A 14,014-nucleotide genomic window follows, 5' to 3' on the forward strand; every position below is an offset into this window, starting at 1 on the left:
CAATCAAAAGGAGGCGCTTAGCTTCCTTTTGATTTGTTCTCCACAATGTTCATCCACTGCGCTCGCGTACAGTTTTCCAATAATTCAAATGCTTCTTTTACAATGTTTTTCCCTTGAACAAAAGCATGCTTTTCCGCTGCGTTATCAAGACGTGAGGCGAGAAGCTTTTCTCTGCTGCCATCTCGCCCGGGGTGGTTTGATAAAAAGACATCAATATTCTGCGCCTCAACGTACCCTTTCATGATTTGCGCCGATTCAGTGTACGACTGAATGCGCTGCACATCTGAGCCATAATTAAGACCCGTCCCACCCCACAACACCGCGCGATGAGGTTCATCACCATCATACACGGGGAAAACCAGCGACAATGTACCCGGCGTGTGACCAGGCGTGACATGGAAAGTAAGCGTTGTACCATCAATGTTAAGGGTATCACCATCGTTGACGGCCATATCTTTTTTTGGCTTTGCGCCCCAACGCCGACTGACAAAACTGTCATGCTCCAGTAATTCCCACTCTAATTCACTCATGACGATACGAGGGTTAAAGCGTTTCACAACCGCGTTAAAACCGCCGTAATGATCGCCATGGCCATGAGAGATAATCAAGTGGGAGACAGGTTTATCTTCTAGGCCAAGCGTTTTAAGCCCCGCAAAGATGTATTTTTCCGCTTGTTCGTCGCTATTAAGCGCATCGACCAATACGATGGTTTTACCGGTATCGATGGCCCAACTTGCTACATTCCCCGCCCCAACGTAATAAAGGTTGTCGAACACCTTTTGTGGCGGAATGTGCCGGCGAGCGCGTCTATTCGTATTTCCCTTACTCGCTTTTCTTTGTTCAGTCAGTGATGGGGTGTCAGCAGTCCGGCGCTCGGGACGCGTGTCTTTACTTACGCCGGATTGAAACATATTGCGTGGTTCACGGCTGATATCACACAGGCTGGCCAGGCCCGGAAAGAAGGTAGCGCTTTCCAGCCCCTTTTCAGCATAGTCTTGTGCTGTTAACCCATCACTTTTGGCGCTATTGCTCAACAGCACAGTTGCCGTGAGCAATAACGGTACTGTTGCCTTTAAAATGTCCAATTCACCCCTAACCATAACCTTCTGCCATCCTCAACATATCCATACTCTGCATAGCGCATGGTTTTATCAAACGCATTGTACAGACCTGTCTGTAGTTTTACATTACGGGTAAGCTTGGTGTTGTAACCGATGTCGAACAATCCAATACCTGGCGATAATACCGAACGGGAAGAAACCGAAGTCAACGCCGCTTCCTCCCCTCTTACTGTCCATCTTGACCAGAGTTCGCCTGTATCTGAAAGGCGGTAGGTCGAATTTAAGGTAAAGAGATGCTTGGGCTGCTGAACCAACGGAAGGCCTTCATTATCCCCCGTGATTTGCTCTGAACGCGTGTAACTATACGCACCGTTAAAAGACCAGTTTCCTACGCTATATTTAGCGGCCAATTCCGCACCGTAAGACTCCGCTTCGTCAATATTAATATTGTAGCGGTCTGTATCATCTAAACAGTTCTCAAGCTCGCAGGACGTCACGGCTATTTTATCGTCAAAATCATTGTGAAAAGCAGTAACACTATATTCAAGGCCGTTGTCACCTAGGTAGTAAATCGCCACTTCTTTGTTCAACGTTGTTTCTGGTGCAAGTGCTGGATTGCCGTAAATATCACCACCACGGCTCTCTTGAACCCAACCTTCTGCCATTTCACGAAGCTCAGGTGTACGGTACCCTGTGGAAACACCGCCTTTTACTACCCAGTTATCGTTTATATTATAAACGGCGTAGGCACGTGGGCTAACTTGAGAGTCAAACTGTTGATTGTCGTCTAGGCGGATGCCTAAGGTAATGGCAAGGTTTTCATTCACACGCCATTCATCTTCACCATAAACCGCCCATTGACTGTTTTCAATATGGGTAGCGTCAGCGCCATTCGTATCAAAATCGTCTAAAGATTCTTCTAGAAATTCAGCTCCCGCCGTAAGCATATGTTGACTATTTAACACGAAGGTCCACTGAGAGTTAACCACTAAATTATCAATAGTAATATCACGGCCCACGTTTTCCACAGACTCTTGCTGTATATAACTTCTGACCGTTGTATCTTCGTATTTACCCTCGTGAGTCAGTGCATAGGAATGCCTGTCACTGTTCGTTTCAGAGAGCGAACTGGTGTCGGGCAACGACTTACCCGGCGTTGAGGTTCGCGTTTGATCTTGCACTATATATTCAAATGTTAGCGTATCTGAGGTGTTTGGTGTGAGGTGAAACGCCGTTCTTAAATTGCGTAACGATTTTTCCGCATAGCCGCGCTCAATCTCATCTTCTTCGCGCTTTTGATATAAACCACTGGCGGAAACACTGAGCAAGTTTTCAATTAAAGGGCCTGAAAACGCTAGCTGAACTTGGCTATCAGCGCCGCTATCTGAATTTTCCTGAATTTTCGTTTCCGCACGTAGGTTTCCACTCCACTTGCGATAGTTCTTTCGCGTGATGATATTGATAACACCGCCCATGGCGTCTGAACCGTATAGCGTTGACATAGGGCCGCGTACAATTTCTATACGTTCAATACTATCTAGTGGCGGAAGCCAATCTTGTTCGTAGCCTCCGCTTCCGTTGGGTTGTGATTCTCTTCCCGTTTGCTTTTTGCCATCTACGAGTATGCTGGTGTACTGTGCGGGCAACCCACGAATACTAATATCCTGACGATAACCGCCTCCCGTTACGGTAACGCCCGGCACATCGCGAAGGGCGTCCGTAATATCTTTATACGCTCTTTGTGCCAATTGCTTTCTATCAATAACACTCACAGATGCTGGCGCCTGTGATAAAAGCTGCTCAAAGCCCGACGCGGTGACGGTAATGTTTTCAATTTTGTCGGTGTTAGATGTTTGTGCCCATACACTGTGAGAAAACAAAGAACATAGCGAAATGGTCAGGAACGTGGATCTAAAAGTCATACTTAATCGTTTAATATGTAAGGATTAAGCAGATGATAATCATTATCATTCAAATGTAAAGAAAGGATTTAGCCTTTTTTAATTAGCTTTAGCACTAAACATCCACGTCAATGTGTTTTAGGCCATCGTGAGTTGAGGGGTCTTTTTTGTCTTTACCCGATTCAGATTGATTGTCTCGTCGTTCTATTGCATCCGTTTGTTTAACACGGTCGAAGTTATCCTGCCCTTCTTCAGAAAAGTGTTCAGTCTTACTCGTCTTCTCTACCTTTTTAACCCGTTTATCTTCTTCCACTGGCACCTTGGTATTGCGGGGTAATATAGGAAATAACAAGTCATTACTCATGGGGTTTACTCCGGTTTCCCGCCATTCGGGTAGTTTTCACGTGGGCCTTTCTATTTTTTAGGCCTAATTAAGGGTTTAAAAATAGCCTTTATCCCTTCATTGAAACACAGGAAAATTAAGATCACCTTTGCTCAGATCAAAAAGTTTTACTATATACATATTAATTTAGACCTATTGGGTAAAAAGAGTTCACTTTTGCCTTGCAAAACGTCAGTCAAACCGCTAATGTTTCAGCCGTTCGAAAATAGGATTAAATTTTTAAATGATCAATTGCGCTGCGAAACATCACCATCACCACATAGCATAACCTTTCAGGTTCGTGCTGGAAGGTCTATATTTCCTTCCAGTGGCGCAGATACCAAATTCTCGGCCCTCGGAAGGAAACTTCCGGGGGTTTTTCATTTTTAGCGCAATCACAAAGTTAACACACAACGTGTAAGGAACGTTTCAATGAGTAACAGCAAAAGACTTCGAATTGCCGTACAGAAATCAGGCCGCTTGAGCGATGATAGCATCGCCTTACTTAAAGCTATCGGCATAAAACTGAATATTCGTGATCGCTTGCTGATTGCGCATTCGACAAACGAACCTATTGATTTGCTTCGTGTTCGTGATGACGACATTCCTGGTCTCGTCATGGATGGCGTGGTTGATTTAGGCTTTATCGGTGAGAACGAGCTGGAAGAAAAGTCCCTTGAACGCAAAGCCGCTGGCAAGCCATTTGAGTATGAAACATTACGTCGTTTAGATTACGGCGGTTGCCGTTTGTCTATCGCAGTACCAAACGAAATGGAGTACGAGGGCATTCAGTCTCTAGAGGGTAAAGAAGTTGCCACTACCTACCCCTATTTGCTAGAGCGCTATTTCGAGGAAAAAGGCATTAACGCGAAAGCGGTAATGTTAACGGGCTCCGTTGAAGTTGCACCTCGAGCGGGTGTTGCCGACGCTATTTGTGACCTTGTATCAACAGGGGCGACATTAGAAGCCAATGGCTTAGTGGAAAAAGACGAAATATTCCGTTCTAAAGCGGTGCTGATTCAACGTGCTGACGGCGAAATCAGTGATGAAAAGCAATCGCTTATCAACCGCCTAATGCCTCGTGTAGACGGCGTGTTACTGGCGAAAGAAAGCAAGTACATCATGCTACACGCACCGAAAGCCTATTTAGAGCAAGTAAAAAGCTTGCTACCGGGTGCCGAAAATCCCACTGTACTGCCCCTTGCTGGGAACGATGAGCAAGTGGCCATTCATGTTGTTTCAACAGAAACCTTATTCTGGGAAACCATGGAAAAACTAAAAGCCCTTGGTTGTAGTTCTATTCTTGTAATGCCCATCGAAAAAATGATGGGCTAAAGGCAGACGATTATGATTACTTGGTCATCTCTCTCATCTGACGAGAAAAAACAAGCGCTAGCGCGCCCGGCTATGGCCAATAGCCAACAATTGAAGCAAACTGTTAGCGATATTATCGCGAAAGTTGAAACGAGTGGCGACGAGGCCGTACTTGATTATACTCGCACGTTCGACTGCCCTGATTTGCAATCTCTTATTTTATCTCAAGAGAATATTGATGCGCTTGCAGCGCAGGTTACCCCTGAGGTAGCCGCTGCAATTGATACTGCATTTAACAACATCAAGCAGTTTCACGAGGCTCAATCGCCTACTGATATCGCACTTACCACCACGCCTGGCGTAGACTGCGAGTTGCGTTTTACCGCCCTCGACGCAGTGGGGTTGTATATTCCTGGAGGCAGTGCGCCTCTGCCCTCCACGGTATTAATGTTAGGCGTACCCGCATTGGTGGCGGGCTGTGAAAACAAACTCCTTTGTACGCCGCCAAACAAAGCGCAATTGATTGCTCCTGAGATTGCTTACGCCGCCCGTAAATGTGGCATTGATAAGATATTTTTGTGTGGTGGCGCGCAAGCTATTGCGGCCATGGCCTTAGGGACACAAACGATTCCTCAAGTAGACAAAATCTTCGGCCCTGGTAACAGTTTTGTTACGGAAGCCAAGCAACAGGTTAGCCAACGCGCTGACGGTGCAGCCATTGACATGCCTGCAGGTCCTTCTGAGGTATTAGTACTCGCCGATGCCTTGGCTGATGCGGAATTTGTGGCCGCAGATTTATTGTCTCAAGCTGAACATGGCCCAGACTCACAAGCGATTTTAGTCAGCGACGATGCAACCCTTATTGCAAACGCAAAAGCGGCTGTGGAACGTCAGCTAGCCACACTTTCACGCGCAGAGATTGCGCGCCCAGCAATGGAAAATGCGCGCTATATTCTCGCCGGCTCGATTGAAGAAGCCATTGAGGTAAGCAATGCTTATGCACCTGAACACTTAATTGTGCAAATTGAAGATGCCAGACGCTATTTATCGAAAATCAAATACGCAGGTTCTATCTTCTTAGGCCCCTGGTCCCCTGAATCGGCTGGGGATTATGCATCAGGCACCAATCACGTGTTACCCACGTATGGGTATGCTAAAAACTATTCGAGCCTAGGCTTACTAGACTTCATGCGCCGCTTTACCATTCAAGAGTTAAGCGCTGACGGTATGCGTAATTTGGGCCCTGCTATTATGGCGTTGGCCAACGCAGAAGGGCTAGATGCACACGAACAAGCGGTGGCGCTTCGCATGAAGAAATTAGGTTTTGGAGGCAATGCCTAATGTCTAAACTTATTGACACACTCATCAATGAGAACTTGGTACCTTTAAAGCCATACGAATCCGCTCGAAGGCTGTTTTCAGGTGGACAAGATTGGTTGAATGCCAATGAAAGTCCGTTTGCTAATGAATACCACGTTGATAGTAGTAATTTTAATCGTTATCCATCATGCCAGCCTACCGGTGTGGTTGAAGGCTATGCAAATTATAGCGGTTTAGATGCAAGCAATGTCTTGATTACCCGAGGGGCTGATGAAGGTATCGAACTGCTTATTCGCACTTTCTGTACACCAGGTAAAGATAACATTCTGATTTGCCCCCCCACATACGGCATGTACGCTATTAGTGCCGAAACCTGTGATGTGGGCGTTAAGAAAGTGGCTTTGAACGATGACTTCAGTCTAAATGTTAACGCCATTTGCGCTGAAGAAGACGTTAACATTATTTTTATTTGTGCACCGAATAACCCAACGGGCACGTCGGTCGCCCGCGAAGACATCAAAACCGTGTTAGAACACTTTGCGGATACTGCACTGGTTGTTGTAGATGAAGCCTACATCGAATTTGATGCTAGCAATACATGGGCAACAGAAATAGCCAACTACACGAATCTTGTTGTGCTTCGTACGCTGTCAAAAGCCTTTGCACTGGCAGGGTTACGCTGTGGTTTCACCCTTGCTCAAGAGCCCGTCATTCAAGCACTATTGAAAGTGATTGCACCCTACCCAATACCTGAGCCTGTTGCACAAATTGCGGCTAATGCACTGTCTAGTGATTCGTTGGCGCTAATTGCGCTACAAGTTGACACAATTAATCGCGAAAAAGAAGCGCTGGCTGAATCACTCGCAGCCATTGAAGGCTTTACCCTGGTGGGTGATAGAAAAGCTAACTTCATTTTGTTTAGGTACGCAAAGTCTGCCGAACTCATGCAGTTTTTAGTTAGCCGAGGCATGCTTATTCGCGATCAATCGAAACAACTTAATTTACAGAATTGTTTGCGAGTTACGATTGGCACCGAAGAGCAAAATCAGCGCTTAATGCAATTAATTAATGAATTTTTAAATGAGGACGCGGCATGAGTCAGCAAGCCATTTTATTTATAGACCGCGACGGCACCCTAGTTGAAGAGCCGCCAGTTGATAAGCAATTAGACAGCCTAGAGAAGCTTGTTTTCGAACCCAATGTTATTCCTGTATTGCTTAAGCTAAAAGCCGCAGGCTACAAATTGGTTATGGTAAGTAACCAAGACGGCTTAGGCACAGACAGCTTCCCGCAGGAAGACTTCGACAAGCCACACAATGCCATGATGGCCATTTTTGAAAGCCAAGGCGTAACCTTTGACGATGTGCTGATTTGCCCGCACTTTGATGAAGATAACTGCACCTGCCGCAAACCGAAACTTGGATTGGTGAAAGATTACCTCCAACAGGGCAAAGTAGACTTCACACGCTCTTTCGTTATTGGTGACAGAATTACCGACGTTCAGCTTGCTGAAAATATGGGTATTCGCAGCTTTCAATACCATCGCGAAAGCTTAAACTGGAATGATATTCAGAAAAGCCTGTTAGCATCGTCACGCATTGCTGAAGTGGTTCGCACGACGTCTGAAACCGACATTAAAGTTCGCGTAGACCTAGATTCGCAGGCTAAGTCGACCATTCAAACTGGCCTAGGCTTCTTCGATCACATGTTAGATCAAATTGCCACGCACGGCGGTTTCGAGCTCAATGTAACGGTAGATGGCGACTTGCATATTGACGATCACCACAGTGTTGAAGATACCGCACTTGCATTAGGCGAAGCACTTAAAAAAGCCTTAGGCGACAAGCGCGGCATTGGTCGTTTCGGCTTTGCGCTGCCAATGGATGAATGCCGCGCTGAATGTATTATGGACATTTCAAACCGTCCATACCTTAAGTTTGATGCAGAGTTTAGCCGCGATAAGGTAGGCGAGATGGCCACTGAAATGGTACCTCACTTCTTCTACTCATTGGCACAAAGCATGGGGCTATCACTGCACCTTTCCACCAGCGAAGGTAACGCGCACCACCAAGTTGAAAGCTTATACAAAGTCTTTGGCCGAGCACTACGTCAAGCCATAACACGCCAAGGCGACGCACTACCTAGCAGTAAAGGAGCACTATAATGTCAGTGGTAAACACTAGCCAACGACAAAAAATAGTTATTGTAAATACTGGTTGCGCGAATATTTCATCGGTACGTTTTGCTCTTGAACGTCTAGGTGTTGAAGTCGATGTATCTGACGATGTGAAGGTGATTAAAAGCGCAGACAAAGTGTTTTTACCCGGTGTAGGCACAGCAACAGCGGCCATGGCTAGCATTAAACAAAAAGCGTTAGTTGATGCGCTTCAGACGCTTACTCAGCCGGTGTTAGGTGTGTGCTTAGGCATGCAACTAATGGTGGAAACCAGCGCAGAAGGCGGATTTCAAGGCACGGGCAACATTGAGTGCTTAAACCTAATGCCCGGCCATGTTGCGCGCATGGAATCAAAGGGTGTGCGTTTACCTCATATGGGATGGAACACTGTCTCTCACAACAGCGAACATAAAGAAGAAAGTTTATTTAAAGGTATTCCTCAAGACACCTATTTCTACTTTGTACATAGCTTTGCAGTGCCGGAATACGAGCACACGCTGGCCAGCTGCACCTATGGAAATACGTTTTCTGCGGCGATAAATAAAAACAACTTTTACGGGGTGCAATTCCACCCAGAACGCTCTGGCGAAGCCGGAGCCCAACTTCTGACTAACTTTGTGAATCTATAATGATTATTCCAGCGATAGATCTTATTGACGGACACGTAGTGCGCTTATATCAAGGTGACTACAAGCAAAAAACCCAATACGAACTGGACCCCGTAGATGTGGTTCACGACTATGCCGACCAAGGGGCAACTTGGCTACACATCGTTGACCTTACTGGCGCTAAAGACACCAGCAAGCGTCAGCTAGAATTGATTAAAGCCATGGTGGATACCAAGCGCATGCAGTTTCAAGCCGGCGGCGGTATTCGTAGCGAAGAGGAAGTCGCCCAGCTTCTAGAAACCGGCGTTAGCCGTGTTGTGATAGGTTCACTAGCCGTAAAACAGCCAGAACTTGTTAAGTCTTGGGTAGAAAAATACAGTCCTGAGCGCATTGTGCTGGCCCTTGATATCAATATTAGCGAAAGCGGTGAAAAGCTTATTGCGACGCACGGCTGGCAGGAAAACTCAGGTGTGGCGCTTGAAGGTTTGCTGGAAGACTTCGGCACCGTTGGTGCCAAGCATGTACTATGCACTGATATTAGCCGCGACGGCACGCTGCAAGGCGCGAACACCGAGTTGTATCAGGAGATGGCGGCGCGTTTTCCTAATGTAAGCTGGCAAGCTTCTGGTGGTATTGGCAGCATTAACGACATCGAAACACTTAAGCCCACTAACGTTGCTGGCGTTATCCTTGGCCGCGCCTTACTTGAAGGTAAGTTTACCGTGAAGGAGGCTATCGCATGCTGGCAAAACGCATAATACCCTGTTTAGACGTACGCGACGGCAAAGTAGTAAAAGGCGTACAATTTAGAAACCACGAAATCATCGGTGACATTGTGCCCCTTGCAGAGCAATACGCGAAAGCGGGTGCCGACGAACTTGTATTTTACGATATTACCGCAAGCTCAGATGCGCGCGTAGTTGATAAAAGCTGGGTGAGCCGTATCGCGCAAGTTATCGATATTCCGTTTTGTGTCGCTGGTGGCATTAAAAGCATTGAAGATGCTGGGCGTATTTTGGAAATGGGCGCAGATAAAATTTCAATTAACTCCCCTGCCCTAAGTAACCCAGAGCTTATTAACGCGCTGCACGATGTGTATGGCCAACAGTGCGTGGTTATTGGTATCGATAGCTTTTACAACGAAGCGACTGACCAATATGAAGTGTACAAATTTACCGGTGATGAAAACCGCACGCAGAAAAGCCAGTGGCAAACCATCGACTGGATAAAAGAAGTTCAGTCACGGGGCGCAGGTGAAATTGTGCTTAACTGCATGAATCAAGACGGTGTGCGCAAAGGCTATGATGTAAAACAGTTGAAAGCCGTACGCGACGTATGTGAAGTACCGCTTATCGCCTCTGGCGGTGCCGGCGAAATTGCCCACTTTACCGACGTATTCCAACAGGCGGATGTAGATGGCGCATTGGCGGCTTCCGTATTTCACAAAGGCATCATCAACATTGATGAGCTAAAAGCAGAACTAACTAGCAATGGCATTGCCATGCGTAAGCGTCACGGTTTAACGGCGCAAGCGGAAGGAGTAAACCCGTGATCATTACTAATGAGAACAGCAACAAATTAGCCTGGGACAAAATGGACAACCTGCTACCTGCTATTGTGCAAGATGCACTATCGGGCAAGGTGCTAATGCAAGGGTACATGGATCAAGACGCGTTAACTAAGACCCTTGAGACAGGCAAAGTCACGTTTTTCAGCCGCTCGAAGCAGCGCCTTTGGACCAAGGGTGAAACATCGGGACATACACTGGATTTAATGAGTGTCGCCTGCGATTGCGACCAAGATTCACTATTAGTCCTTGCCAACCCCAATGGTCCTACCTGCCACACAGGTGCAGAAAGCTGTTGGTTTGAAGGTAATACCCCTGCATTTACCTTCCTAGCAGACCTAGAACGTGTATTGGCGGATCGTAAAGATGCTGACCCGAAAAGCAGCTACACCGCTAGCCTTTATAACAAAGGTATCAAGCGTATAGCGCAAAAAGTAGGTGAAGAAGGCGTAGAAACGGCGCTTGCCGCCACGGTACACGACAAAGAAGAGCTTAAAAACGAAGCCGCGGATTTGTTGTATCACCTAACCGTACTGCTTCAGGCCAGTGATATGTCGTTAAACGACGCGCTGAATGTGCTGCGCGAGCGTCATAAATAATTCGTCATACGAATAATTTATTAAGATAAAATGCCCTTATCGCTTCATGCTTTAAGGGTATTTTTTCGCAAGTGTATCAGAATTGGCGCTTATTTCTGTGCCTACATAAGGCATATTTTCGCCAGCCATTCGTTAAAAAGCGATGACCCAAACTAAACCAGCACGGCTCTCTCGTTTATAGTACATCGCTTTCATTCATTTGTAGGCGCTCCACATGCATAAGTTTAGCTTATCACTAATGACCGCCAGCACACCATTCTTAGCATGCGCTTTTGGCTTGTTAGAAGTAGGATCATTCCCCTTTAGTACATTAGTGTTCTTGGTAATAACATGGCTCTGGCCGTTTTCATTTCGCCTTACTTCCCGCGCCTCCTCATTGCCACTCCTCGTGTTTTTAGAAGTCACTTTTATAACTGTATTTTGTATCGTTCCCTTCATACCAGCCCCACCCATCGTGTTATAGAACCTTAGTGTGGCGAATTTCCCTTTACTAAACCAACGATAAAAACTAACGTATAAAATAAGCTGAACTTATAGTAGAGCAATCATGGATAAGCGATTAAAGTGGCTGAACAATTTGCTTTGTTTTGAAGTAGCCGCACGCAACGAAAGTTATAGTAAAGCCGCTAAAGAACTTCATATATCGCAAGCGGCAGTCAGTCAGCAAATGCGTCAACTAGAAGCTAATTTGGGTATTAGCCTATTTCGCAGACAAGGCCGAAAAATGTTATTAACCGCACCGGGTCGTACACTTCTAGCGTCGTGTAAAAATGGGTTTAGCGAAATCATTAACGGCCTGAACCAAGTGCAAGAAGAGCCCATAGAAGGCAGCTTAACCATAAGTTCAACGCAAGCGTTTTGCGCGCTGTGGCTTATGCCTAATTTATTCGCGTTTTTTAACCTATTCCCCGATATAAACGTTAACATTCAAGCATCTAACCGCATTGAAAACCTTCACGATGGCAATATTGATGTTGCCATTCGTTTTAGCACGTCAACAACGTCATTGCTTGATGACACGCTTGTTGTAGAAAAGTTTGCTGAGGACGGCGTAATACCGGCCTGCTCTCCTGAGTTTCAGTCTAAAATGCAACTTAAGACAGTCAAGGATTTACTAAACGCGCGGTTGCTTTCGTTGGCCTGTGAAGAAAAAGCAAACTGGGAAAATTATTTCGAAAACGACAAAATAGATTTGTCTAATACCGTGCTAAATAAAACAACAGTATCTTCCAGTGACCTTGCCCTAAGCGCAGCGTTGGCTGGTCAAGGGGTAATGCTGGCAGGTGATTTTATGATAAGACAATATCTAAATTCTGGGCAACTAGTTATACCGGTGGCAAAACCTCACCCTGTGCGCTGGAAGTATCACTTTGTATATTTGAAAAACTCCCCAAAACAGCAACGCATTGCTCATTTTTGCGATTGGCTAAAAAAACAAATGACCGCCAATGAGGTTAAACTGTCGAGCAAAGAGCTACATTACCTCGTTACACAATAAGGGAAGCGAAAGCTTCACGCTGTTCTAAGCATTAGATTAGCTTGGATCTCGTTTTTACTGGCTCTTTCTATAAGTAACACTCGACTTAAGACAGACATCACTCGACTTAAGACAGACATTGCTCGACACAAGACAGGCATATGCGGTTAATCAAATCTGGCACTTTGACAGGCAAGATTAGTAGCACACGATGGCTGTTTTTTTAGTTGGTCTATCACTAGCTGCGAGATAAGTGCCTGTCTTGTTAATGCGCTAAATTAGTAAGCCGCGTTAGAAAATGCCCCATAGCTATTTGCTTTAGGGGCATATATTCTATTTAACGCTCTATTTCTCGCACCACCTGCCCATAGGCCAATAGGGCGAATAACCCAGTTCCGCCCACAATATTTCCCATCAAGGTTGCGCCAATTAAAGCGACAGTTTCAGCAGCACTAATGTGCCCTTGAAGCACTAGTAAAAAGAGCTCTGTTGAACCCGCTATTACGTGGGTAAAGTTACCTATGGCGATAAGGTACGTGAAAATGACAATCATCAACACTTGAGAATGTTTCACCGATGGCTTCATCCACACAATAGCGGCAATAATAAAGCCTGAGGTTATGCCATAAGAAAACGCTTCTGAAGCACTGAACTCGGCGTAGTGTTTGGAAATAGCTGTCATTCCCTCCACCAGCTCGGGAGGAACAGCTTGTAAGGTGTAGCTGAATACCGCGGCCAAAAATGTACCCACCATATTAGCAGCAAACACAATTAACCATAACCTTGCTATGCACAGCGTCATATTCACAGAAGGTTTGCTAAGAAGCGGTAAGATGACAGACAAGGTATTTTCAGTAAATAGCTGAAGCCGACCAACAATCACCAAAACAAAACCAACGGTATAGCCTAAATTTTCTATTACGAACTGGTATTGGGAATCTTCAAATAGGTGATGCAAGATCCCTTCAGCTAAAATGGAAAGAGATATGCCGATACCCGCTGCTACGCCTGACCACCATAAAGACATCACGGGACGCTGAAGCTCTTCTAATCCCTCGCGATGTACAATGGCATAAAGAGAAACTGAATTTAAGCTTTGGTTGTCCCTTACATCTTGTTCTTCGGTGTGACTTAATGCCACATCTTTTTCTCTATCTTTTGACTGCTGCGATTTTTCAGTCATCAATGCCTCCAGCATAGTCCAATAGACTCACGTCCTACGTTAAATCACTAAGAAATTGGTACGTGTTGCACCTGGTATTTCGGTCACATTCATTTCTGTTGCTTGACGAATAGATGACGAATAGACAGTCACACAAAATAACCTCGACTCAAGACAGGCATATGTATTCATATCAGTCATTGTGACAGGCAAGATTAGTAATATACGGTGACTGTCTTGTTTTGAGTTTTGTATTGAATTGCTTCGATAATACCGAGGACCATCGCAATTGCGGTACGATAAAAAGCCTCTAAACCATTAAGGCTAAGGGAGTTTGTGCGTTTATGCTGAATATTTATTTAATAAAAAGAGCCCATTAAGAGAACTGAAGAGATTGGTTCAATTGGCCTCTAGAAGACCCCGTGGTTTAGTGTTCATTATGAAAGG

Annotated in this window: 13 protein-coding genes and 1 other annotated feature; of the genes, 9 read left to right on the forward strand and 4 right to left on the reverse strand. The window is 45.6% G+C overall.

Features of this window, described 5'->3' with window-relative positions; translation table 11 throughout:
* Positions 1 to 17 precede the first annotated feature (17 nt).
* The 3 genes from EP13_RS11940 to EP13_RS11950 form a co-directional block, all read right to left on the reverse strand.
* A complete protein-coding gene (locus tag EP13_RS11940) occupies positions 18 to 1,085 on the reverse strand; it encodes an MBL fold metallo-hydrolase (RefSeq protein WP_231497860.1) in 1,068 nt (355 codons plus the stop codon).
* On the reverse strand, positions 1,073 to 2,983 hold the full coding sequence (locus EP13_RS11945; protein ID WP_044057486.1) for a TonB-dependent receptor domain-containing protein: 1,911 nt from the start codon (positions 2,981 to 2,983) through the stop codon (positions 1,073 to 1,075). The genes EP13_RS11940 and EP13_RS11945 overlap by 13 nt, the downstream gene beginning before the upstream one ends.
* A 94-nt stretch (positions 2,984 to 3,077) precedes the next feature.
* A complete protein-coding gene (locus EP13_RS11950; protein ID WP_044057487.1) occupies positions 3,078 to 3,326 on the reverse strand; it encodes a hypothetical protein in 249 nt (82 codons plus the stop codon).
* A 282-nt stretch (positions 3,327 to 3,608) separates the two neighbouring features.
* Positions 3,609 to 3,729 (forward strand) — a sequence feature (His leader region).
* Positions 3,730 to 3,776: 47 nt separating this feature from the next.
* Between EP13_RS11950 and hisG the strand changes: the two genes are divergently transcribed.
* The 9 genes from hisG to EP13_RS12000 all read left to right on the forward strand — a co-directional run bounded on the left by hisG (position 3,777) and on the right by EP13_RS12000 (position 12,426).
* The gene (hisG, locus tag EP13_RS11955) at positions 3,777 to 4,679 is read left to right on the forward strand and encodes an ATP phosphoribosyltransferase (RefSeq protein WP_044057488.1); all 903 of its coding nucleotides are present in this window, start codon (positions 3,777 to 3,779) and stop codon (positions 4,677 to 4,679) included.
* A gap of 12 nt (positions 4,680 to 4,691) precedes the next feature.
* The gene (gene hisD / locus EP13_RS11960; RefSeq protein ID WP_044057489.1) at positions 4,692 to 5,999 is read left to right on the forward strand and encodes a histidinol dehydrogenase; all 1,308 of its coding nucleotides are present in this window, start codon (positions 4,692 to 4,694) and stop codon (positions 5,997 to 5,999) included.
* Entirely contained in the window at positions 5,999 to 7,075 is a 1,077-nt protein-coding gene (gene hisC / locus EP13_RS11965) for a histidinol-phosphate transaminase (protein ID WP_044057490.1), read from the forward strand. Before hisD ends, hisC begins: the two co-directional genes overlap by 1 nt.
* Positions 7,072 to 8,142 carry a bifunctional histidinol-phosphatase/imidazoleglycerol-phosphate dehydratase HisB gene (hisB, locus tag EP13_RS11970; RefSeq protein WP_044057491.1) on the forward strand — a complete coding sequence of 357 codons (1,071 nt, stop codon included), beginning with the start codon at positions 7,072 to 7,074 and terminating at the stop codon, positions 8,140 to 8,142. The genes hisC and hisB overlap by 4 nt, the downstream gene beginning before the upstream one ends.
* On the forward strand, positions 8,142 to 8,783 hold the full coding sequence (gene hisH / locus EP13_RS11975; RefSeq protein ID WP_044057492.1) for an imidazole glycerol phosphate synthase subunit HisH: 642 nt from the start codon (positions 8,142 to 8,144) through the stop codon (positions 8,781 to 8,783). The genes hisB and hisH overlap by 1 nt, the downstream gene beginning before the upstream one ends.
* Positions 8,783 to 9,520: a 1-(5-phosphoribosyl)-5-[(5-phosphoribosylamino)methylideneamino]imidazole-4-carboxamide isomerase gene (gene hisA / locus EP13_RS11980; protein ID WP_044057493.1), complete on the forward strand. Its 738-nt coding sequence runs from the start codon at positions 8,783 to 8,785 to the stop codon at positions 9,518 to 9,520. Before hisH ends, hisA begins: the two co-directional genes overlap by 1 nt.
* Positions 9,502 to 10,314: an imidazole glycerol phosphate synthase subunit HisF gene (hisF, locus tag EP13_RS11985; protein ID WP_044057494.1), complete on the forward strand. Its 813-nt coding sequence runs from the start codon at positions 9,502 to 9,504 to the stop codon at positions 10,312 to 10,314. Before hisA ends, hisF begins: the two co-directional genes overlap by 19 nt.
* Entirely contained in the window at positions 10,311 to 10,928 is a 618-nt protein-coding gene (gene hisIE / locus EP13_RS11990; protein ID WP_044057495.1) for a bifunctional phosphoribosyl-AMP cyclohydrolase/phosphoribosyl-ATP diphosphatase HisIE, read from the forward strand. Before hisF ends, hisIE begins: the two co-directional genes overlap by 4 nt.
* Before the next feature lie 547 nt (positions 10,929 to 11,475).
* Positions 11,476 to 12,426, forward strand: a complete 951-nt coding sequence (locus tag EP13_RS12000; RefSeq protein WP_052364383.1) for a LysR substrate-binding domain-containing protein — start codon at positions 11,476 to 11,478, stop codon at positions 12,424 to 12,426.
* A gap of 316 nt (positions 12,427 to 12,742) precedes the next feature.
* Here the strand turns inward: EP13_RS12000 and EP13_RS12005 are convergent, their stop codons facing one another.
* Complete coding sequence (locus EP13_RS12005) at positions 12,743 to 13,588, reverse strand: formate/nitrite transporter family protein (protein WP_044057497.1); 846 nt, start codon at positions 13,586 to 13,588, stop codon at positions 12,743 to 12,745.
* Positions 13,589 to 14,014 lie beyond the last annotated feature (426 nt).

Origin of the sequence: Alteromonas australica, from assembly GCF_000730385.1 — a bacterium.
Lineage (GTDB): Bacteria > Pseudomonadota > Gammaproteobacteria > Enterobacterales > Alteromonadaceae > Alteromonas > Alteromonas australica.